General features: G+C 47.4%; 20 protein-coding genes and 1 pseudogene. 11 read left to right on the top strand and 10 right to left on the bottom strand.

The window, feature by feature from the left end:
• Window positions 1–2: 2 nt before the first annotated feature.
• The 6 genes from CBI30_RS08235 to bioB all read right to left on the bottom strand — a co-directional run bounded on the left by CBI30_RS08235 (window position 3) and on the right by bioB (window position 5,382).
• A complete protein-coding gene (locus tag CBI30_RS08235) occupies window positions 3–1,775 on the bottom strand; it encodes a peptidoglycan D,D-transpeptidase FtsI family protein (protein ID WP_240553545.1) in 1,773 nt (590 codons plus the stop codon).
• Window positions 1,772–2,038 (bottom strand): cell division protein FtsL, encoded by a 267-nt coding sequence (gene ftsL / locus CBI30_RS08230; protein WP_088527827.1) that lies wholly within the window; start codon window positions 2,036–2,038, stop codon window positions 1,772–1,774. Before ftsL ends, CBI30_RS08235 begins: the two co-directional genes overlap by 4 nt.
• Window positions 2,035–2,985, bottom strand: coding sequence for a 16S rRNA (cytosine(1402)-N(4))-methyltransferase RsmH (rsmH, locus tag CBI30_RS08225; RefSeq protein ID WP_088527826.1), 951 nt, complete (start codon window positions 2,983–2,985; stop codon window positions 2,035–2,037). The genes ftsL and rsmH overlap by 4 nt, the downstream gene beginning before the upstream one ends.
• 12 nt (window positions 2,986–2,997) lie before the next feature.
• On the bottom strand, window positions 2,998–3,426 hold the full coding sequence (gene mraZ, locus CBI30_RS08220; RefSeq protein WP_088527868.1) for a division/cell wall cluster transcriptional repressor MraZ: 429 nt from the start codon (window positions 3,424–3,426) through the stop codon (window positions 2,998–3,000).
• A gap of 273 nt (window positions 3,427–3,699) precedes the next feature.
• Complete coding sequence (gene coq7 / locus CBI30_RS08215; RefSeq protein WP_088527825.1) at window positions 3,700–4,329, bottom strand: 2-polyprenyl-3-methyl-6-methoxy-1,4-benzoquinone monooxygenase; 630 nt, start codon at window positions 4,327–4,329, stop codon at window positions 3,700–3,702.
• Between the two features lie 15 nt (window positions 4,330–4,344).
• Entirely contained in the window at window positions 4,345–5,382 is a 1,038-nt protein-coding gene (gene bioB / locus CBI30_RS08210) for a biotin synthase BioB (protein WP_088527824.1), read from the bottom strand.
• A gap of 89 nt (window positions 5,383–5,471) precedes the next feature.
• Between bioB and bioA the strand changes: the two genes are divergently transcribed.
• From bioA to CBI30_RS08190, 4 genes are read left to right on the top strand one after another with little or no spacing between them, the layout of a single operon-like run.
• Window positions 5,472–6,818: an adenosylmethionine--8-amino-7-oxononanoate transaminase gene (gene bioA / locus CBI30_RS08205; protein WP_088527823.1), complete on the top strand. Its 1,347-nt coding sequence runs from the start codon at window positions 5,472–5,474 to the stop codon at window positions 6,816–6,818.
• Window positions 6,815–8,050 (top strand): aminotransferase class I/II-fold pyridoxal phosphate-dependent enzyme, encoded by a 1,236-nt coding sequence (locus CBI30_RS08200; protein ID WP_088527822.1) that lies wholly within the window; start codon window positions 6,815–6,817, stop codon window positions 8,048–8,050. The genes bioA and CBI30_RS08200 overlap by 4 nt, the downstream gene beginning before the upstream one ends.
• A complete protein-coding gene (bioD, locus tag CBI30_RS08195) occupies window positions 8,047–8,763 on the top strand; it encodes a dethiobiotin synthase (RefSeq protein ID WP_088527821.1) in 717 nt (238 codons plus the stop codon). The genes CBI30_RS08200 and bioD overlap by 4 nt, the downstream gene beginning before the upstream one ends.
• 19 nt (window positions 8,764–8,782) lie before the next feature.
• On the top strand, window positions 8,783–9,979 hold the full coding sequence (locus CBI30_RS08190; RefSeq protein ID WP_088527820.1) for a M20 aminoacylase family protein: 1,197 nt from the start codon (window positions 8,783–8,785) through the stop codon (window positions 9,977–9,979).
• Between the two features lie 6 nt (window positions 9,980–9,985).
• Here the strand turns inward: CBI30_RS08190 and CBI30_RS08185 are convergent, their stop codons facing one another.
• The 3 genes from CBI30_RS08185 to apaG form a co-directional block, all read right to left on the bottom strand.
• The gene (locus tag CBI30_RS08185; RefSeq protein ID WP_088527819.1) at window positions 9,986–10,762 is read right to left on the bottom strand and encodes an enoyl-CoA hydratase; all 777 of its coding nucleotides are present in this window, start codon (window positions 10,760–10,762) and stop codon (window positions 9,986–9,988) included.
• Window positions 10,763–10,787: 25 nt separating this feature from the next.
• Window positions 10,788–11,942, bottom strand: coding sequence for a murein transglycosylase A (mltA, locus tag CBI30_RS08180; protein ID WP_088527818.1), 1,155 nt, complete (start codon window positions 11,940–11,942; stop codon window positions 10,788–10,790).
• A gap of 126 nt (window positions 11,943–12,068) precedes the next feature.
• Window positions 12,069–12,443: a Co2+/Mg2+ efflux protein ApaG gene (gene apaG / locus CBI30_RS08175; protein ID WP_088527817.1), complete on the bottom strand. Its 375-nt coding sequence runs from the start codon at window positions 12,441–12,443 to the stop codon at window positions 12,069–12,071.
• Between the two features lie 49 nt (window positions 12,444–12,492).
• Between apaG and rpe the strand changes: the two genes are divergently transcribed.
• From rpe to trpC, 5 genes are read left to right on the top strand one after another with little or no spacing between them, the layout of a single operon-like run.
• Window positions 12,493–13,218 (top strand): ribulose-phosphate 3-epimerase, encoded by a 726-nt coding sequence (gene rpe, locus CBI30_RS08170; RefSeq protein ID WP_088527816.1) that lies wholly within the window; start codon window positions 12,493–12,495, stop codon window positions 13,216–13,218.
• Entirely contained in the window at window positions 13,218–14,723 is a 1,506-nt protein-coding gene (gene trpE, locus CBI30_RS08165) for an anthranilate synthase component I (protein WP_088527815.1), read from the top strand. Before rpe ends, trpE begins: the two co-directional genes overlap by 1 nt.
• On the top strand, window positions 14,707–15,273 hold the full coding sequence (locus tag CBI30_RS08160; RefSeq protein ID WP_088527814.1) for an aminodeoxychorismate/anthranilate synthase component II: 567 nt from the start codon (window positions 14,707–14,709) through the stop codon (window positions 15,271–15,273). The genes trpE and CBI30_RS08160 overlap by 17 nt, the downstream gene beginning before the upstream one ends.
• 24 nt (window positions 15,274–15,297) lie before the next feature.
• The gene (gene trpD / locus CBI30_RS08155) at window positions 15,298–16,320 is read left to right on the top strand and encodes an anthranilate phosphoribosyltransferase (protein ID WP_088527813.1); all 1,023 of its coding nucleotides are present in this window, start codon (window positions 15,298–15,300) and stop codon (window positions 16,318–16,320) included.
• Window positions 16,321–16,331: 11 nt separating this feature from the next.
• Complete coding sequence (trpC, locus tag CBI30_RS08150; protein WP_088527812.1) at window positions 16,332–17,135, top strand: indole-3-glycerol phosphate synthase TrpC; 804 nt, start codon at window positions 16,332–16,334, stop codon at window positions 17,133–17,135.
• On the opposite strand, the gene CBI30_RS08145 is transcribed toward trpC, so the two are convergent.
• Window positions 17,132–17,686: a hypothetical protein gene (locus CBI30_RS08145; RefSeq protein ID WP_088527811.1), complete on the bottom strand. Its 555-nt coding sequence runs from the start codon at window positions 17,684–17,686 to the stop codon at window positions 17,132–17,134. The genes trpC and CBI30_RS08145 overlap by 4 nt on opposite strands.
• A gap of 110 nt (window positions 17,687–17,796) precedes the next feature.
• Between CBI30_RS08145 and CBI30_RS08140 the strand changes: the two genes are divergently transcribed.
• Together CBI30_RS08140 and CBI30_RS11315 are read left to right on the top strand one after the other, a co-directional pair.
• On the top strand, window positions 17,797–18,147 hold the full coding sequence (locus CBI30_RS08140; protein ID WP_088527810.1) for a hypothetical protein: 351 nt from the start codon (window positions 17,797–17,799) through the stop codon (window positions 18,145–18,147).
• A gap of 118 nt (window positions 18,148–18,265) precedes the next feature.
• A pseudogene (locus tag CBI30_RS11315) lies at window positions 18,266–19,143 on the top strand (IS3 family transposase); the annotation flags it as partial.

Raw genomic sequence — 19,143 nt, 5'->3', positions numbered from 1 at the left:
CATCATCTTTTTAAAACCGCTGCGTGAGTTTTTACTGAAGCACTTTGAATTTCTGCAGGATTTTTATCCTGAAATGTCATTTGCTTCACATTGCTATCCGGCAATACATTTAAGGTGCGCAAGGTCTCACTAACAATCGTAGAGAACACGGGCGCAGCAACATCTCCACCGTAGTGACTGCCGCCAGTGGGCTCATCGATCATCACCGCCACCACAATGCGTGGCGCACTGATCGGCGCAAGCCCTGCAAAGTAAGCGCGATATTTATTACCGTATCCCTTGCCCACTAATTTATGTGCAGTGCCTGTTTTTCCACCAACTCGATAACCTTCAGCCTGAGCCTTAATTGCCGTTCCACCAGGCTCTGTCACTGATTCCATCATGCTGCGCATCTCGATAGCTGTTTTTGCTGAGATGACATGGGTGCCAGGCTTAAATTCTGGGCTGCGCTCAATCGTAAGCGGCACCAACTCACCATCACGCGCAAAGATGGTGTAGGCGCGGGCCACCTGAAAGAGTGAAGCAGAAATACCGTAGCCAAATGCGATGCGCGCCTGATCAGTCGGCATCCATTTTTTATACGGATGCACTGTTCCCGCTACCGCACCAGGAAATCCAATCTTTGGAGCTTGACCCAAGCCAACAGAGGTATAGAAGTTCCACATCTCCTCAGCAGACAGATTATTCATCGCAATCTTGGCCGTACCAATATTGCTCGATTTCTGAATAATTTGAGCAACAGTTAAGTTGCTATACGGATGTGTATCAGTAATGGGTTTTGGGCCAATTAAATATTTAGCACCAATCACCATATTGGTATTTGGTGCGATAACGCCCTTTTCCAAAGCAATGGCAACAGTTAACGGCTTCAACGTGGAGCCAGGCTCAAAGGTGTCAGTCAAAACACGATTACGTAATTGCTCACCATTTAACCTCTTGCGATCATTTGGGTTGTAGCTTGGGTAATTTGCTAGAGCTAATATTTCACCAGTTTGAGTATCTAGTACCACCGCACCTCCAGCACTGGCATGGTGTTGCTCGACTGCATTCTTCACGGCGTTATAGGCAAGAAATTGAATCTTGCTATCAATTGAGAGCTGTAAATCTTTACCGTTTTGCGGTAATTGCAAAATAGCTACATCCTCCACCACACGCCCTAACCGATCCACCACTACGCGACGCTGTCCTGGATGTCCGGCTAATTCTTTTTCTCTAGAGAGCTCCATGCCCTCTTGGCCGCGATCTTCAACGTTGGTAAAGCCAACGACGTGCGCCATCGCTTCACCCTCAGGATAAAAGCGACGGTATTCGTTATTGAGGCCAATTCCTGGAATTTCCAATTGCTTAATTTGCTGCGCCACTTCTGGGTCTACTTGGCGCTTTAAGAAAATTTGCTTCCGATCTTCTTTTAACTTTTTTCTTAATTCAGCCTCGCTAATCTGCAATAGACTCGCTAGCTTTTGAACCTTGTCTACGGCTAAGTCATCTGGAACGGTGTCGTTATAAGCGATCACTGATTTGGCTTCTAAGCTCGTAGCGATTACCTGGCCATTTCGGTCCAATATTTTTCCGCGTGAAGCAGGAAGCTCTAGTTCGCGCTGTGTGCCGCGCACACCTTTTGCTTCATAAAATGCATTTCCTGGACCTTGAATCCAGAAGGCGCGAATCAACAACAACATAAAGACGAAGAACAACATGAACAGCATTAGGCGTGACCGCCACATTGGCAGACGCAATACTAAATTTGGCGTAGTTGAAAAACCTACAGTCCTCATCTAGCCTCCTTTAAGTACAAAGTACGTTCTGGAGAAATCGGAACCATGTGTAACTGATTGCGAGCAACATCGCGAATCCGCGCTGACTTAGACAAATTACGCTGCTCATACTCTAGGCGCAACCAGTCTTGATTGAGCTTGCGCTCTTCAATTTGCGCGCGCTCTAATGAAATAAATAATTTACGTGCACGTTGCTGGGCCGCTACCAAAGATAACGCGCAGACTAATAGCAAAACGAGTAATGTCAGAGTCGCGCGATTCAAATCACTGCTCCCGCACGTTTTTCTGCGATACGCATGATGGCTGACCGAGCACGGGGGTTTTCACGAACCTCCTGCTCACTTGGCTTAACGCGTCCAATAATTTCTAAGGCGCTTTGCGGTAAATCCCGATCGCGAACTGGTAAACCACGCGGCACCACTACCTTGGCGTGTGACTGCAAAAACTGCTTCACAATCCGATCTTCTAGAGAATGAAAACTAATCACCGCCAATCTCGCACCTGGCTTTAGTAAATTGAGTGCCGCCTTTAGCCCCAACTCAAGATCTTCTAACTCGCGGTTAATAAAAATACGGAGTGCCTGGAAAGTTCTAGTGGCGGGATCTTGCCCCACTTCTCTTGTACGAACAACGCTTGCTACCAAGCTGGCTAACTGCAAAGTTGTTTTTGGCGACAAACCTTCTTCTCGCTTGGCCACAATGGCTTTAGCGATCTGAAATGCAAAACGTTCCTCACCATAAGTCTTAATCACGCGTGTGATGTCCTCTTGTGATGCCTGTTCCAGCCATTCTGCTGCCGTCAATCCGTGATCCGTGTTCATCCGCATATCGAGCGGACCATCTTTGCGAAATGAAAAGCCGCGATGCGCTTCGTCCACTTGTGGAGAGCTGATGCCAAGATCCAACAAAATGCCATCGACGGATTCTTGCTCGGCATACTGATCCATCTGCGCGAAACTGTCGTGCACGATGCGTAGCCGTTGATCGTTGATTTTTTCCGCGACTGCGATCGCATCCAAATCCTTGTCGAACGAAATCATTCGCGCACTGGAAGGGAGTTGCGCTAACAAGGCTTGGGTATGTCCACCGCGCCCAAACGTTCCATCGATCAAGAGTAGATTCTTTGATGCTTCTGGGGAGGTGATGCGTGGGCCACTGATCAGCGCCGCCACCGCCTCGGCCAGTAACACTGGGCGATGAGTTATGTTCATGGCACCCTGTCATCAAAAATTAAATTGCTTCAGGGCTTCAGGCATGCCTTGCGCAATGGCAGCCTGTTCTTTTGCAGCGTAAGTAGCCGCGTCCCACAATTCCAAGTGACTACCCATTCCAAGCAGCATCACTTCTTTTTCAATTCCTGCAGCAGAACGTAGCTCAGGGCTAACCAAAATTCTTCCAGCGCTGTCTAAGTCGAGCTCTGCAGCATTACCCAGAAAAATTCGGCGCCACCAATGGGCATCCATCGGCAATTGCGCTACACGAGAGCGAAAGGTTTCCCACTCAGGGCGAGGGAATAAAAGTAGACATCCATCGGGGTGTTTAGTGAGCGTAATTCGACCCTCACCTTGAACTAATAAGGCGTCACGATGCTTTGCCGGCACAGACATGCGGCCTTTTGCATCTAAATTGAGAGCTGACGCACCTTGAAACACCATTTACCCCACTTTTTCACACTTCCTCCCACTTTAGAGGATCGCAATAAGAGGGTCAAGTGTTTTTGGGTAATTTTTTAGGAAATTCCCTAGCAATTACAAACACTTAGCGTGATGTGTTAAGAAAATGGTAGTTATAAAAATGCTACTTGAAACAACGGCTTGGAAAATATACTTAAGGACAGATCTTAGCTATTTAGCTCAATAATAAGCAAATACACTGTATTAATGAACAGTATTCTAAATAGATATAGGCCAGAAATTAATTTAGAACTAGATTTTGTAAGCAGTCGTTGTCATGACTTTGGAAATTACCTGCATTAACTTCTTAACCGGCTCTGGCAAAACCGCTCCACCAGCAGAAATTGCCGCCTGCCCATGCTCAATTTCATCGATACGCATTTGGTCAACAATGGCACGAGAGCGCAGATCTTCTAGGGGCAATTTTTCGAGATGACTCTCTAGGTGATTTTCCACCTGTTTCTCAGTTTCAGCGACAAATCCCAAGCTCCACTTATCGCCAGCTAAGCCTGCTACCAAGCCGATTGCAAAGGATCCTGCATACCAAATGGGGTTGAGATAGCTGGTGTGCGAACCCAACTCTTGAAGGCGAGTTTCACACCAAGCCAAATGGTCCATTTCCTCCCGGCCAGAGTGATCCAACATCTGCTGAATTTCTGGGTTGCGAGCCACTAATTTTTGAGATTGATATAGCGCCTGTGCGCATACCTCACCGACATGATTGATGCGCATCAATCCAGCAGCATGCTCTCGCTCTTTGGCATCCAACAAACCAGTTGACTGGGCGTCTGATCCTGGAGTGGGTCGATGGGCATGAGCACCCCCGACAACCGAGCGCAGTGCCGTATCAAACTCAATAATGAAGCGGTCTATCAGAGCCATTTGTCTTCTAAAATCTTAGACTAAAACCTCAGCTTTACAGCTCTGTTTAGTCTTTAGTCCCAGTTCAGCTAACAGCTCCCGGTCTTGCTCAGCCTCGGGATTACCGGTAGTGAGCAGTTGCTCACCGTAAAAAATAGAGTTTGCACCAGCCTGAAAACACATGGCCTGAACCGCCCTTCCGAGCTCCTGGCGACCGGCTGACAGACGTACTCGTGCGCGCGGCATCGTGATCCGGGCAACCGCAATAGTTCTAACAAATTCCAAAGGATCCAAAGGCTTCTGCTCCGCCAAAGGAGTTCCTGCTACAGGCACTAAGTGATTAATTGGCACTGATTCTGGATAAGGACTTAAATTGGCTAAACGAGCTAAAAATGCTGCGCGTTGTTCGCGTGACTCCCCCATACCCACAATGCCACCACAACAGACTGACATGCCGGCGGCACGTACATTAGAAATCGTATCCAGACGGTCTTGATAGCCCCGAGTGGAGATGACGGAGCGATAGAAATCCTCGCTGGTATCGAGATTGTGGTTATAGAAATCCAGACCAGCCTCTTGCAGGGCCTGAGCCTGACTGGCCTCTAGCATCCCTAGAGTGGCGCAGGTTTCAAGACCCAGGGCTTTAACGCCCTTAATCATGGCGGTAACTTTTTCAATATCTCGATCTTTGGGCTCCCGCCAAGCGGCGCCCATACAAAAACGGTTAGATCCAGCGGCTTTGGCGGCTTTAGCTGCCTCAAGCACCTCATCCAGATCCATTAATTTACTGGCTTTCACATCGGTGTCATACCTGGCAGCCTGAGGGCAATAGCCGCAATCCTCAGGGCAACCGCCAGTTTTAATCGACAACAGGGTTGCCAGCTCCACATCTCCATCAGGGAAATTCGTGCGATGCGTCTCTTGCGCCTTAAACATTAAGTCGCTAAATGGAAGGGCAAAAAGCGCCTCGATCTGGGCAACTGACCAAGCGCCTGATGCGTCAACCTCTTTATGCAAATCCTTTTGAGACTTGACTTGAGTGAGGGGTTTGTCGGTAGTTTGGGTGGCCTGCATGGTCGAATTCCAGAAAATAGATCAATTCAAGGCATAAACATAACAGATACAGACCTAATTTAGGAAAAACTAGTGGTCAAATACTAAACATGAAGCGTATTTCTGATCCAAATCAAATGTCACTAGTTGATCGCAGCCTAGATGCCGTTTGGCACCCCTGCACTCAGATGAAGCATCACGAGTCATTACCTTTGATTGCCATTAGCAGGGGTAAGGGCGCCTGGCTCTATGACGAAAAGGGCGCTGCACTGCTCGATTGCATCAGTTCTTGGTGGACCAATCTCTTTGGACATTCCAACCCCCGTATCAACCAAGCGATTATCAAGCAACTTGAAAAGATTGAGCATGTCATGCTCGCTGGATTTACCCACCCTCCTGTAGTGGAACTTTCAGAAAAACTGTCAGCCTTAACTCAAGGGCATTTGGGTCATGTGTTTTACGCATCCGACGGCGCCTCTGCTGTAGAAATTGCGTTGAAGATGAGTCACCACTTTTGGCGACTGAATCACAGGCCACAAAAGAAAAAATTTGTTTGCCTAGAAAATGGGTATCACGGTGAAACCTTAGGTGCACTCGCTGTGACTGATGTTGCGATCTTCCGCGAAGCCTATGGCTCACTATTACAAGATGTTTTTACCGTACCTTCACCTGATGCACGAAAAGCACAGCCTGGTGAAAGCGCTGACGATGTGGCTAGACACGCTGCCAAAAAATTAGAGAGGCTACTGGAATCAGAGCATCAGAATATTGCCGCCATCATTGTTGAGCCGCTAGTGCAATGTGCGGGACAGATGGCAATGTACTCACCAGAATATCTTCGCTTAGTACGATCACTTTGCGATCGCTTTGATATTCATCTAATTGCAGATGAGATTGCCGTAGGCTGCGGTCGCTCTGGAAAATTTTTTGCGTGCGAGCATGCGGGAATCTGGCCAGACTTCTTAACTCTGTCTAAAGGCATTAGTGGCGGATACCTGCCTCTGTCGCTCTCCATGACGACCGATACAATTTATCGCACATTTTATGGCGATCAAGCGCAACAAGGATTTTTGCATTCTCATTCTTATACTGGAAATCCGCTGGCATGTGCCGCTGCCCTCGCCTGTTTGGAGATTTTTGAAACCGAATCCGTTCTTGAAAATAATATTGGACGGAGCAAGGATCTTGCAAAAGCATTTTCTTGGGCAAAAGAAGATGTACGTATTGAGCATTGGCGGCAACAAGGCATGATCTTAGCTTTTGACGTCAAACCTTCATCGCTGATGCGTCCACATACTTTTCCACGAGAGATGTTTTCAGCAAGTCTTAAAGAAGGCGCTCTTATCAGGCCAATTGGCAATACGATTTATGTAATGCCGCCATACATTCTTTCTCCTGAAGAAGCCCTGAAGATGGGCGCCTCCGTACAGAGCGCTTTAAATCAAGCACTTGCATGAGTAAAAATTTTAGCGCCCTCAATATGGCAGAGCAGCAGATTGCTAATTTAGATGAGCAATTGCTCAGACGTAAGCTGCGCATCACCGAATCACCCTGCAATATTAAGGCCAACGTTGGTCAGCGCGAGCTTAAAGCCTTTTGTAGCAATGACTACTTAGGCTTAGCAAACCATCCAAAATTAGTATCTGCGATTGCGGAAGGAGCCAATCTGTATGGCGTTGGGAGCGGTGCCTCTCATCTCATTAGCGGTCACAGCATTGCACACGACTTACTAGAAAAAAAATTAGCCGCCTTTGAGAGTAAACATATTCCAGATGCACGCGCGCTATTTTTTAGCACTGGCTATCTTGCCAATATGAGTGCGATTACTGGTCTAGCCAGACTTGCGGGGCAAGGTGAAGCCAGCATCTATTCAGCCAAACTCAATCATGCCTCATTGATTGATGGCGTTCGTTTAGCCAGTGCGCAAACAAAGGCCAAGGTAACCCTATTTGATCACCAAGATCTCCACTCACTTGAGGAGGCATTGGGACATGATGCTCATCCACTCAAATTAATTGTGATCGATGGCGTATTCAGTATGGATGGCGATATCGCACCCATAGGGAAATTGATTCAAATGGCCGAACAGTATGATGCGCTGCTGCTGGTGGATGATGCCCATGGATTTGGCGTGCTTGGCAAACAAGGTCATGGCATTCTTGAGCAATCACAGGTGCATTCAGAACGAATCATTTATGTCGGTACACTGGGTAAAGCAGCAGGCGTTAGTGGTGCTTTCATTTGCGCACCAGCCCCCTTTATCGAGTGGCTGATTCAAAAAAGTCGCCCCTATATTTACAGCACGGCAACACCGCCAGCAATCGCACACACATTGCTGACAAGTCTTGAGCTGATAGAAAATGATGAAGGTATTCGTCGTCGACAGCAGCTAAATGAACTTATTCAAATTTGGAATGAAGAAATGACATTCTCAAATTGGGAGCAGGTTTCCTCATCCACTCCAATTCAGCCAGTAATTCTCGGCAGCAATGCCAACGCATTAGCTGCGGCCAAACTATTAGATGAGGCGGGCTACTGGATTCCAGCAATTCGTCCACCCACGGTGCCAGTTGGTAGCTCTCGCTTACGCATCACCTTTTCTGCCAACCACAGCATTGACGACTTGCGAGAACTTATTAAGATATTAAAAATCATTGAGCAAAAAATAGAAAGTGAGGTAGGAGCTTGATCTCGGCTACTAGCTTTTTTGTAACGGGTACGGATACTGAAGTTGGAAAAACTTTAGTGAGTGGTGCGTTCATTCTTAAACTGAGAGAGGCTGGCCTCAAAGCAGTAGGTTTTAAGCCAGTCGCTGCAGGCACCTATCTTGACTCAATTGATCAGCGGCTAAATGAAGATCTTGAGACATTGCGCATCGCTTCGGGACTGAGTCCACACGAGCAATCGCTTTGCCCTTATGTTTTAGATGAGGCAGTAGCACCACATCTTGCCGCCAAGAGCAATGAAATGCCACTTGATGCAACCATCATTGTGGATGCCTTGCATGCGTTAACTCAAAAATTTGATGCCGTTGTTGTTGAAGGCGCGGGTGGATTCTTAGTACCCCTGAATGATGATGAAGATTTGGGTGATTTGGCGCAGGCTATGGATTTACCCGTCATCCTAGTGGTTGGAATGCGTTTGGGCTGTATTAATCATGCTTTGCTTACCTGCGAAGCAATACAGTCGCGTCAACTAACGATTGCAGGCTGGGTTGCGAACACGCTTTCCAATGAAATGCCTCTCCTAGAAGAAAATATTCAGACCCTGAAAGACCGAATATTCGCCCCATTTTTAGGGGCTATTCCCAGTCTTCCGGCACAGCTCAAGAAGCCGGAGAATGCCCCCTACTCCATAGAGGCCTTACGTTTTGCTGCAGAGCATATAAATCTACCTGAGTAAATTCATATAAGATGAAGCTATGCGATTACTTCCAGAAATCATAGATTCCGCATCGGCTATACAAGAGATTCGCCGCAACATTCATGCGCATCCCGAATTGCGCTTTGAAGAAAATCGCACCTCCGATCTTGTAGCGGAAGCGCTTTCGAGCTGGGGAATCACGGTTTATCGCGGCATGGGTAAAACCGGTGTTGTTGGTAAGCTAGATGGCGACTTAGGTGCAGGCAAGATGGTAGGGCTTCGTGCCGACATGGATGCCTTGCCATTACAAGAACACAATACCTTTGAACACACCTCAAAGAATCCGGGAAAGATGCATGCCTGCGGCCATGATGGCCACACTGCCATGCTCTTGGGTGCAGCTCAATACCTATCAAATCATCGTGACTTTAAAGGTTCAGTCATTTTCATTTTTCAACCAGCTGAAGAAGGTGGTGCTGGCGCGCAAGAAATGATCAACGATGGACTCTTCAAGCAATTTCCTTGTGATGCTGTTTTTGGCTTGCATAACTGGCCCGGTCTCGCCGAGGGACACTTTGGTGTAACCCCTGGCCCAATGATGGCTTCAAGTAATACTTTTGAAATCACCATCCGAGGAAAAGGTGGTCATGCCGCCCTACCGCACAATAGCGCCGATCCCGTTCTAGCCGGGACTCAAGTTGTTCAAGCTCTACAAAGCATCATCACCCGAAACAAACGTCCAATAGATGCAGCTGTTTTATCAGTGACCCAATTTCATGCGGGGGAAACGAGCAACGTCATTCCGGATAGTGCTTTTATTGGCGGAACAGTACGCACCTTCACGATTGAAGTTTTAGATTTAATTGAGCAACGCTTACGAGAAATTTCGCACAACGTGGCTAGCGCATTCGACTGTCAAGCAGAAGTGAATTTTGATAGAAACTATCCACCCCTCATTAATCATGAGAGCGAAGTGGAATTCGCGAGCGAGGTCATGAGCGAGTTAGTCGGGGCTCAAAACGTCAACACCTCAATTGACCCAACGATGGGGGCTGAGGACTTTGCGTTTATGTTGCTTGAGAAGCCGGGTTGTTATGTTTTCCTGGGTAACGGCGATGGTGATCACCGCGCCGTAGGTCATGGCATGGGCCCATGCCATCTACACAACCCATCCTACGACTTCAATGATTCATTGATCCCCGTTGGCGTGAGCTACTGGGTCAAGTTAGCTCAACGCTACTTAGAAAAGTCTTAATGCATCTTAAGAGTTGGTAAATTTAGCTGGGCGCTTTTCCAGGAACGCCGCCATACCTTCTTTTTGATCATTGGTAGCAAAGCAAGCATGGAACAAGCGGCGCTCAAAATGAATCCCTTCTGAGAGCGTAGTTTCATAAGCCGTGTTGATTGCTTCTTTCACCATCATTGCGGTAAGCAATGGCATGTCAGCAATCGTTTTAGCAATCGCTTTCACTTCTTTCATTAAGTCCGCTTGAGGAAAAATTCTTGAGACTAATCCAGAGCGCTCAGCCTCCGCTGCATCCATCATGCGGCCAGTCAAGGCCAAATCCATTGCCTTTGCTTTAGAGACTGCACGTGGCAAACGCTGCGTGCCACCTGCACCAGGAATAATTCCCAACTTGACTTCTGGCTGAGCAAACTTAGCGCTATCTGCTGCCATGATCGTGTCGCACATCATGGCTAACTCACATCCGCCACCAAGGGCATAACCAGACACTGCAGCAATCACGGGCTTGCGCACTTTTTTCATCTCTTCCCAATTTCGAGAGATAAAGTCGCCTCGATAAACATCACCGAATCCATACTTGGCCATCGTTGCGATATCGGCACCAGCAGCAAAAGCTTTTTCGCTACCGGTAACGATGATGCAGCCGATATTGTCATCAGCATCAAAACCCAATAAAGCCACACCCAATTCATCCATTAACTCGTCATTTAAGGCATTTAATACTTGAGGGCGGTTTAAAGTAATTACGGCAACCTTGCCATCTACCTCAGTCAATATGGTGTTGTAAGTCATCAATACCTTTCAAAAATTTATTCGTTCAGCGCGGCAGTAATAACCACATCTTGCCATCTTGCTTCATACGTCCTGCCAACTCTCCAGCAGAATCCCCTGATCCCCAATAGTAATCTGCTCGCACGCCACCTACAATGGCCTTGCCCGTATCCTGGGCCATCACCAATTTTTGTATGGTTTGACTACTTAAAGGCTTGCTGGTGCTCAAAAATACTGGGGCACCCAAAGGCATTGCTTTTAAATCAATTGCAATACTTCGCTCCGCAGTTAACGGCACCCCCAAAGCACCATTGGGGCCGAGATCAGCACTCACATTGCCAGGCAACTCTTTGAAGAATACAAAGCGAGGATTGGCGTTAAGCATCTCCTCAACCTTACTAGGATTGCGCTTGGCCCATGCTGATATGCCTTGCATACTTGCTTCGCCGCGGGTAATTTCTTTACGGTCTAACAGCCACTGAGCAAAAGATTTAAATGGCTGATCATTGGTGCCGGCATAACCCAAACGCAAGACACGGCCATCCTCGAGACGAATCTTTCCTGAACCCTGAATTTGCATGAATGCAGCTGCAACTGGGTCTTGAACCCACGCAAGCTCGGAACCTCGAAGAACTCCGGAGCTCATTAACTCCGCGCGTGTCGGCGCAGGGCTTGGCTTAGCGCTCTTCCAGGCATTAGGTAGGCCATACAGAGGAACGGTGTAATTGGCGGTACGAGTCTGCGAGCCATTCATAACAGGCTCGTAATAGCCTGTGATCAGCCCAGATTCATTGCCAGTAACACTGTTGCGTACTTCGTACACCTGAAAATTGCCTTCAAAATATTGGCGAATGGCTTCCTTATCGCGCCCTGAGATGCCAGAAGCCTGAGAACATGCCTGCTTCCAATTAATCTCGCTATTGCGCTTACGCAATGCATCACAACTCTTGAGCCACGCTGGCCAGGCCTGCGTTAAATCGTCTTCCTGCCAACCAGGCAGGTCTTGCCATGTTGCGGAGCGAAAGCTGGCGATTGAAGAGGTATACGAAGTTGGAGCGCTGCCACCAGAGCGGTAACCAGACCCTCGGGTAGAAGGGGTTGAGCAGGCAGTCAATAGGCCGGTAATGGCTATAGCGAATACACTGCAGACAAGAATTCGTGAGACTTTCTCGCGACTTATTAATTTGGATATAGAAATCATGATTGCCAATTTACTCGATGAATACCCCATGATCTTGTTTGCCGTCGAAGGGGGTTTGGCTTTAGCACTCCTCCTGTTTATTGTCCTTTGGACTGGTAAGGGCAAAAAATAGCGTTTTTCGAGCACCTAGTGCAAGGTTCTGGGCATGACTAAGGCAAATTCTGGGATCGGGGCCTGGAAAAGCTGAGCCTCTTCAGTGACGCAGAAGTACTCCCCGCGCATCGTACCTACTGGCGTCGGCAAAGTTGCCCAACTAGTGTACTCAAACTGCTCCCCCGCCCGAAGCAGAGGTTGTTGGCCTACAACGCCCAAACCACGGACTTCCTGGACATCATTATCCCCATCGGTAATGAACCAATGGCGGGCAATCAGCTGAACACTGGCCGTTCCAGTATTTCTAATGGTGACCGTATAGGCAAACGCAAATTGGCGGTTATCAGGGTCAGACTGGTCGGGCAAATACTGGGTTTTGACCGTAATGCTGATTTCATGAGGATTCATGCTCGAATTCTGCTCCATCCTAGAGCCAACTGCAAGCTAGAATCTAGGGATGGATAGCCAGAAATCACCCTCAAATAGCCCATTTGTCATTGCCCCCTCCATTTTGTCGGCTGACTTTGCCTGCCTTGGCAAAGAAGTTCAAGATGTTCTCTTGGCAGGCGCAGACTGGATTCACTTTGATGTGATGGACAACCATTACGTCCCTAACCTGACTATTGGCCCATTAGTTTGCGAGGCGATTCGCCCTCACGCAACAAAAGATGGCAAACCAGCCATGATTGATGTGCATCTCATGGTTGAGCCAGTAGATCGCTTGATTCCTGATTTTGCAAAAGCAGGCGCAAACCTCATTAGCTTTCACCCAGAGGCAAGTCCTCATGTGGATCGCACCATTAACTTGATTCGGGACCAAGGCTGTCAAGCAGGCTTGGTACTCAATCCTGCGACACCGCTGCATCACTTAGACCACACTCTGGAATTACTCGACCTTGTTTTACTGATGTCAGTGAATCCAGGCTTTGGTGGACAGTCATTTATTCCAAGTACTCTCAATAAGATTACTCAAGTGCGTGCACGCTTAGACCGTTATCAACAAGAAACGGGTCGTCATATTCGCTTAGAGGTCGACGGCGGAATTAAAGTCGACAATATTGCAGGGGTTGCGAAGGCGGGCGCAGATACTTTTGTTGCTGGCTCCGCAATCTTTGGAAAAGAAAATTATGCTGATGTCATTAAAGCAATGCGTGCAGAACTAGCGACATCAGGAAAAGCGTAATGCAGCACGAAGAATTTCTAACCCTAGCAAAACAGGGTTTTAATCGCATTCCCTTGGTGAAAGAAGTTTTAGCCGACCTAGAGACACCTCTCTCGCTTTACGTCAAACTGACGCAGGCCTTTGGTCAAAAAAACACCTATCTGCTGGAGTCCGTTTTGGGTGGCGAACGCTTTGGTCGCTTTTCCTTTATTGGTCTGCCAGCTAAAACTGTTTTAAGAACTGTCGGTACGCCAGCCGTGCCAACTACCGAAGTGCTTTTCAATGACAAAGTTATTGAGACTAATCATGACAACCCACTCGATTTTGTCGACGCTTACTTCAAGCGCTTCAAGGTGGCGGTCCAGCCTGGTCTGCCGCGCTTCTGCGGTGGTCTTGCAGGTTACTTCGGTTATGACACTGTTCGTTACATCGAATCCCGTTTAGCAAAGCACAATCTTCCAGATGAGCTAGGGGTTCCAGACATTCAATTGATGTTGACGGAAGAGTTAGCGGTAATCGATAACGTTGCTGGTCGTATTTATTTAATTGTGTATGCAGACCCAAGTCTTGCAGATAGCTTTGAAAAAGGCCAAGCCCGATTAAAAGAGTTACTTGCTTGTTTAAGTCAGCCTGTCAGCATGCCGGCATCTCTGCCCAGTACCAAAACAGAATTGATTCGAAAATTTAAAGCGGCAGACTTTGAAAGCGCCGTGCTCAAAACCAAAGAATATATTTTGGCTGGTGACTGCATGCAGGTAGTGATTGGTCAGCGCATCAGCAAACCATTTACAGATTCACCACTTGCGCTCTATAGAGCATTGCGCTCACTCAATCCTTCGCCTTATATGTACTTCTATGACTTTGGCGATTTGCAAGTAGTTGGATCTTCACCAGAGATCCTGGTACGCCAAGAGCAGCGTGAAGCTCAAAAAATTGTCACTATTCGTCCGCTTGCCGGCACACGCCCACGTGGCGCGACTCCAGAAGAAGATGAACGCCTTGCTACAGAATTACTTGCTGATCCCAAAGAAATTGCAGAGCATGTCATGTTGATAGACCTTGCTCGCAATGATGTGGGTCGAATCGCCAAAACAGGCACAGTCAAAGTCACCGACTCGATGTCGATTGAAAAGTACTCCCATGTGCAGCACATTGTGAGCTCTGTTGAAGGCGAGTTGCTGGACAATATGAGCAATATGGATGTTCTGCGCGCCACCTTCCCTGCGGGCACTTTATCTGGTGCCCCAAAGATTCGGGCGATGGAAATTATTGATGAGATGGAAATTGTGAAACGTGGTGTCTATGGTGGCGCGGTTGGCTACCTCTCCTTCTCGGGCGATATGGATGTAGCAATTGCGATTCGCACCGGAGTCATTCGTGACAGTGTATTGCACTCTCAAGCTGGCGCTGGCGTGGTTGCAGATTCTGATCCTACTGCTGAATGGAAAGAAACCGAAGCCAAAGCACGCGCCGTGTTAATGGCAGCAGACTTAGTACAAGGAGGACTCGATGCTCCTCATGATTGATAACTATGATTCATTTACCTATAACCTCGTTCAGTATTTTGCAGAGCTAGGAGAAGAAGTAAAGGTATTTCGTAATGATGAGATTTCAGTGGAAGAAATTGCCACAATCAACCCTGCACGTATTTGCATTTCGCCTGGGCCTTGTAGCCCTGCAGAAGCAGGTATTTCAGTTGCCACGATTCAGCGCTACGCTGGACAAATCCCGATTTTAGGGGTTTGCCTTGGGCACCAAGCAATTGGTGAAGCTTTTGGCGGAAAAATTATTCGCGCACAAAAAGTCATGCATGGCAAAACGGATGACATCCACCACACTGGTGTTGGCGTTTTCAAGGATTTGCCAAACCCCTTTAAAGTTACGCGCTATCACTCTCTAGCCATCGAAAAGAGTTCCTTGCCGGCCGTACTTGAAGTCACTGCCACATCATCTGATGGTGAAATCATGGGCGTGCGTCATAAAGAGCTCGCAGTTGAAGGTGTGCAATTTCATCCAGAATCCATTCTTTCTGAGCATGGCCATGCGCTACTGAAGAATTTCTTACAAGCCAAATAACTCAAGAGTATTAAGCTAAGCCCTATGCCAATTACGCCTCAACAAGCATTACAACGCTGCATTGAACATCGCGAACTCTTCCATGATGAGATGGCAGCGATGATGCGCCTCATCATGAGCGGTGAGATGCCCCCAACATTAGTTGCCGGCCTATTAGTGGCCCTGCGTACCAAAAAAGAAACTGTTGGTGAAATCGCTGCGGCTGCCCAAGTCATGCGTGAGTTTGCAACTCCAGTGCATGTGCAAGATAGGGCTAACCTAGTTGATGTTGTGGGCACAGGCGGCGACGGTGCGCATACTTTTAATATTTCTACAGCAGCCATGTTTGTTGCGGCTGCTGCCGGTGCAAAAATTGCTAAGCACGGTAATCGTAGCGTTAGCAGTAAATCTGGCAGCGCCGACATCCTTGAATCCATGGGTGTGAACTTATCACTTTCTCCAGAGCAGGTAGCGGAGTGCATTGCTAAGGTAGGCGCAGGCTTTATGTTTGCCCCCAACCATCACCCCGCCATGAGAAACGTTGTACCCATTCGAAAAGACTTAGGCGTCCGCACCATCTTTAATATCTTAGGCCCCCTGACTAACCCCGCAGATGCCAAACGCATTCTGATGGGCGTCTTCCATGCAGACTTAGTGGGCATCCAGGCACGTGTATTGCAAGCAATGGGCATGGATCATGCGCTAGTGGTTTATGGTCGCGATGGCCTAGATGAAATATCTCTTGAAGGTCCGACCTTAGTGGGTGAGCTCAAGGATGGCGTAGTACGTGAATATGAAATTCATCCAAAAGACTTTGGCCTCAACACTGCGCCGACCAATAGTTTTAAGGTTGCCGATGCTGAAGAATCAAAGGCCATTGTTTTGGATGTCCTCAACAAAACGCTAGGCCCAGCGAGCGATATTGTTTGCCTTAATGCTGGTGCAGTATTGTATGTAGCAGATGTAGCGCCAAGCATTGCTAGCGGAATTCAGATGGCACAGGCAGCGATTGCATCTGGCGCAGCCCGCCAAAAGCTGGATCAATTTATTGCTGCAACCAAAAATTAATTAAGACCTTCATGAGCGATATCCTCGAAAAAATTGTTGCCACCAAGAAGAATGAGGTCGCCTCAGATTCAAAAAAAATATCCCTAGGCAATCAACGCGATCAGGCCGAAGAAAATAATCGCAATGCCCCACTAAAGCCACGTGGTTTTATTCAATCTATCGAGCGAAAGATTGCATCAGGCAAAGCTGGCGTCATCACTGAGATTAAGAAAGCCAGTCCCAGCAAGGGAATCTTGCGTGAAAATTTTCAGCCTGCAGAAATTGCTCAATCCTATGAAGAAAATGGTGCGGCCTGCCTATCCGTTTTGACAGATAAAGAATATTTCCAGGGATCAAATGCCTATCTTCAAGCGGCAAGAGCTGCTTGTGGCATTCCAGTGTTGCGTAAAGATTTTACGATCGACCCTTATCAAGTCTACGAAGCAAGAGCCATTGGTGCTGATGCGATTTTGCTGATAGTAGCCTGCTTAGAGCTCAATCAAATGAAAGAGCTTGAAGCATGCGCGCACGAGCTTGGTTTAGATGTGTTGGTTGAAGTGCACAATGCCCCAGAGCTAGAACAAGCATTGGAATTAAAAACATCCTTGCTCGGCATTAATAATCGTAATCTCAAAACGTTTGAGGTCACCCTTCAAACGACACTTTCTTTGCTCTCCATGGTGTCGCCAGGAAAAACGCTTGTTACCGAATCGGGCATCATGACTCGTGATGATGTGCAACTTATGCGTGATCATGAGATTAACGCGTTTCTAGTAGGTGAAGCTTTTATGCGGGCTAATGACCCAGGTGCAGCCCTAAGTCAGCTATTTAGCTAAGTTAGCCTAGCGGGTCTAAGCAAATCTAAGCTGAATTTAATCAGACCAACCAGCAGCACCGTACCGAGCACATCGCCAATCAGCATTACTAGGAAGTGGTTAAAGCTCCCGGCCTCATCAAGACCTCGGACCACGAACCACCACTGATGCAAACCTGCACTCAAAGCCGCATAAATCAAAATACAAATTACTAGTTTTGGCAAACTCAAATCACTTAGATCTGATGCGATCTTGATATTGGATAAAATAAATATTCTTGCGAGATACGGTGCAAATCCAGAAATCAATCCCACCCCAATACAAGTGATCAACTCTGGCGGGAAATCCCCAAGATAACAAATCAAGAAAGAAGCAATTGCAATCTCAACGGCGCCTGATAAGCCAAAGATGAGTGTTAGGAATAAACGTAAACCAGCGGGAAGGTAAATCCAACTCACTCCTAGACCATAAACTAGATGGCTTGTAAGCCAGGCATTCAGATAGAACAGGGCTGCATAAGCCAAAGCGCTTATTAAAAAACCAGTTGCCCATTCACGAAATATCTTATCCATTGTTTCGAGTATGGTTGATTTTCAAAATGCGTACAAGTTGCAAACAAGGCTAATGGGCCTACAATCACGTTAACCTTTAGACCAACCACTGCTAACTACAACACTACAAAATGTCTACGATCAAATCTTCTTCCTATATCCTTTTTTTAAATTTGATGGATGTTCTCGACCGCATTAATCCCGGGAAAAGACTGGATTCTATCGAAAAAAGTTTGCTGGACAAAATCGTTTTGAGTTTTCATGAAAATCAATCCATTTTGGTCGGGGATTTGATTTCCATGGCTGAACTTGGCTCGCAAGCCACTCTCCACGGGCGCCTCAAGAACCTCAGCGCTATGGGTTACATCAAAATGGTAGCCAATGAAGATGGTCGTAAAAAAGAGGTAGTGCCTACCAAGATTGCCATTAAGCGCTATGAAGAGATGTCAAAGTGTTTAGACAAAGCTGTTAAAGCGAGCTGACCCGACTTCTTTACTGAGCCCTTCCGGCTGCTTAATTAGCAGAAAACAAAAAAGCCCTTATTAATGAACTGCACCAGAAAAGTTGGACACTCGTCCAACCCAATAAGGTGCAGTTTTCATGTCCAAATACACTTCAGAATTCAAGCTAGATGTCATTAATCACTATCTATCCACCGGGGATGGATACAAAACAACTGCGGAGCTTTACGACCTTCAGTACCATAGCATCCGTAAATGGGTCTGTGCATTTAACATACACGGGCTCAGCAGCCTAACCAAGCGCTATACAAGTTATACCAGCGACTTCAAGCTCTCCGTCTTGCAATACATGGATCAGCATCAGTTCTCCATCAATCAGGCCGCTGCCCACTTTAATATCCCATCTCCCAGCACCATTGCTGTTTGGCAAAAACTCTACAATGAAGATGGTCTTGCAGCCTTGCAAGCTAAGCCCAAAGGACGAGCACCCATGCCCAAACCCTTCAAACCGTTTACCCCAACCAATAAGCCAGTTACTCAGATGACTCCAGATGAGCTCATGCAAGAGCTTGAGTACCGCAGGATGGAGACCGATTACCTAAAAAAGCTCGAAGCCTTAGCCCAGCAAAAGCACTTGGCAAGCAAGAACAAGTCCAAGTAATTACGGGGTTAAGGCAAAAATACCGGTTACCAGCCATCTTGGCGATGGCTGGGATGCCTAGAAGTGTCTATTACTACCAGGCGAGTGCCCTTAGTAAAGCAGATCGCCATCTTGAGGCGAAGGCGCAGATCCATCAGATCTTCCACCGGCATCAGGGGCGGTATGGGTATCGACGGGTGCACTTGGCATTACGCAATGAGCAGCATTACCTTGACCCCAAGACAGTGCAAAGGCTGATGGGGCAACTGGGGCTTAAATCCACCGTGCGCCCTAAGCGCTATCAGTCCTATAGGGGCGCTGTTGGTAAAACAGCTCCCAATTTACTGCAGCGTAACTTTGCAGCTAACAAGCCCAAT

Source organism: Polynucleobacter aenigmaticus, from assembly GCF_002206635.1.
Classification (GTDB): Bacteria; Pseudomonadota; Gammaproteobacteria; order Burkholderiales; family Burkholderiaceae; genus Polynucleobacter; species Polynucleobacter aenigmaticus.
This window is presented reverse-complemented; position numbering and strand designations above follow the sequence as displayed.

Bases quoted from the DNA above. Each gene is read 5' to 3' on its own strand.
- CBI30_RS08235 (WP_240553545.1), bottom strand. From the start codon at position 1,775: ATGAGGACTGTAGGTTTTTCAACTACGCCAAATTTAGTATTGCGTCTG.
- rsmH (WP_088527826.1), bottom strand. From the start codon at position 2,985: ATGAACATAACTCATCGCCCAGTGTTACTGGCCGAGGCGGTGGCGGCG.
- coq7 (WP_088527825.1), bottom strand. From the start codon at position 4,329: ATGGCTCTGATAGACCGCTTCATTATTGAGTTTGATACGGCACTGCGC.
- bioB (WP_088527824.1), bottom strand. From the start codon at position 5,382: ATGCAGGCCACCCAAACTACCGACAAACCCCTCACTCAAGTCAAGTCT.
- bioA (WP_088527823.1), top strand. From the start codon at position 5,472: ATGAAGCGTATTTCTGATCCAAATCAAATGTCACTAGTTGATCGCAGC.
- CBI30_RS08200 (WP_088527822.1), top strand. From the start codon at position 6,815: ATGAGTAAAAATTTTAGCGCCCTCAATATGGCAGAGCAGCAGATTGCT.
- CBI30_RS08190 (WP_088527820.1), top strand. From the start codon at position 8,783: ATGCGATTACTTCCAGAAATCATAGATTCCGCATCGGCTATACAAGAG.
- CBI30_RS08185 (WP_088527819.1), bottom strand. From the start codon at position 10,762: ATGACTTACAACACCATATTGACTGAGGTAGATGGCAAGGTTGCCGTA.
- mltA (WP_088527818.1), bottom strand. From the start codon at position 11,942: ATGATTTCTATATCCAAATTAATAAGTCGCGAGAAAGTCTCACGAATT.
- apaG (WP_088527817.1), bottom strand. From the start codon at position 12,443: ATGAATCCTCATGAAATCAGCATTACGGTCAAAACCCAGTATTTGCCC.
- rpe (WP_088527816.1), top strand. From the start codon at position 12,493: ATGGATAGCCAGAAATCACCCTCAAATAGCCCATTTGTCATTGCCCCC.
- trpE (WP_088527815.1), top strand. From the start codon at position 13,218: ATGCAGCACGAAGAATTTCTAACCCTAGCAAAACAGGGTTTTAATCGC.
- CBI30_RS08160 (WP_088527814.1), top strand. From the start codon at position 14,707: ATGCTCCTCATGATTGATAACTATGATTCATTTACCTATAACCTCGTT.
- trpD (WP_088527813.1), top strand. From the start codon at position 15,298: ATGCCAATTACGCCTCAACAAGCATTACAACGCTGCATTGAACATCGC.
- trpC (WP_088527812.1), top strand. From the start codon at position 16,332: ATGAGCGATATCCTCGAAAAAATTGTTGCCACCAAGAAGAATGAGGTC.
- CBI30_RS08145 (WP_088527811.1), bottom strand. From the start codon at position 17,686: ATGGATAAGATATTTCGTGAATGGGCAACTGGTTTTTTAATAAGCGCT.
- CBI30_RS08140 (WP_088527810.1), top strand. From the start codon at position 17,797: ATGTCTACGATCAAATCTTCTTCCTATATCCTTTTTTTAAATTTGATG.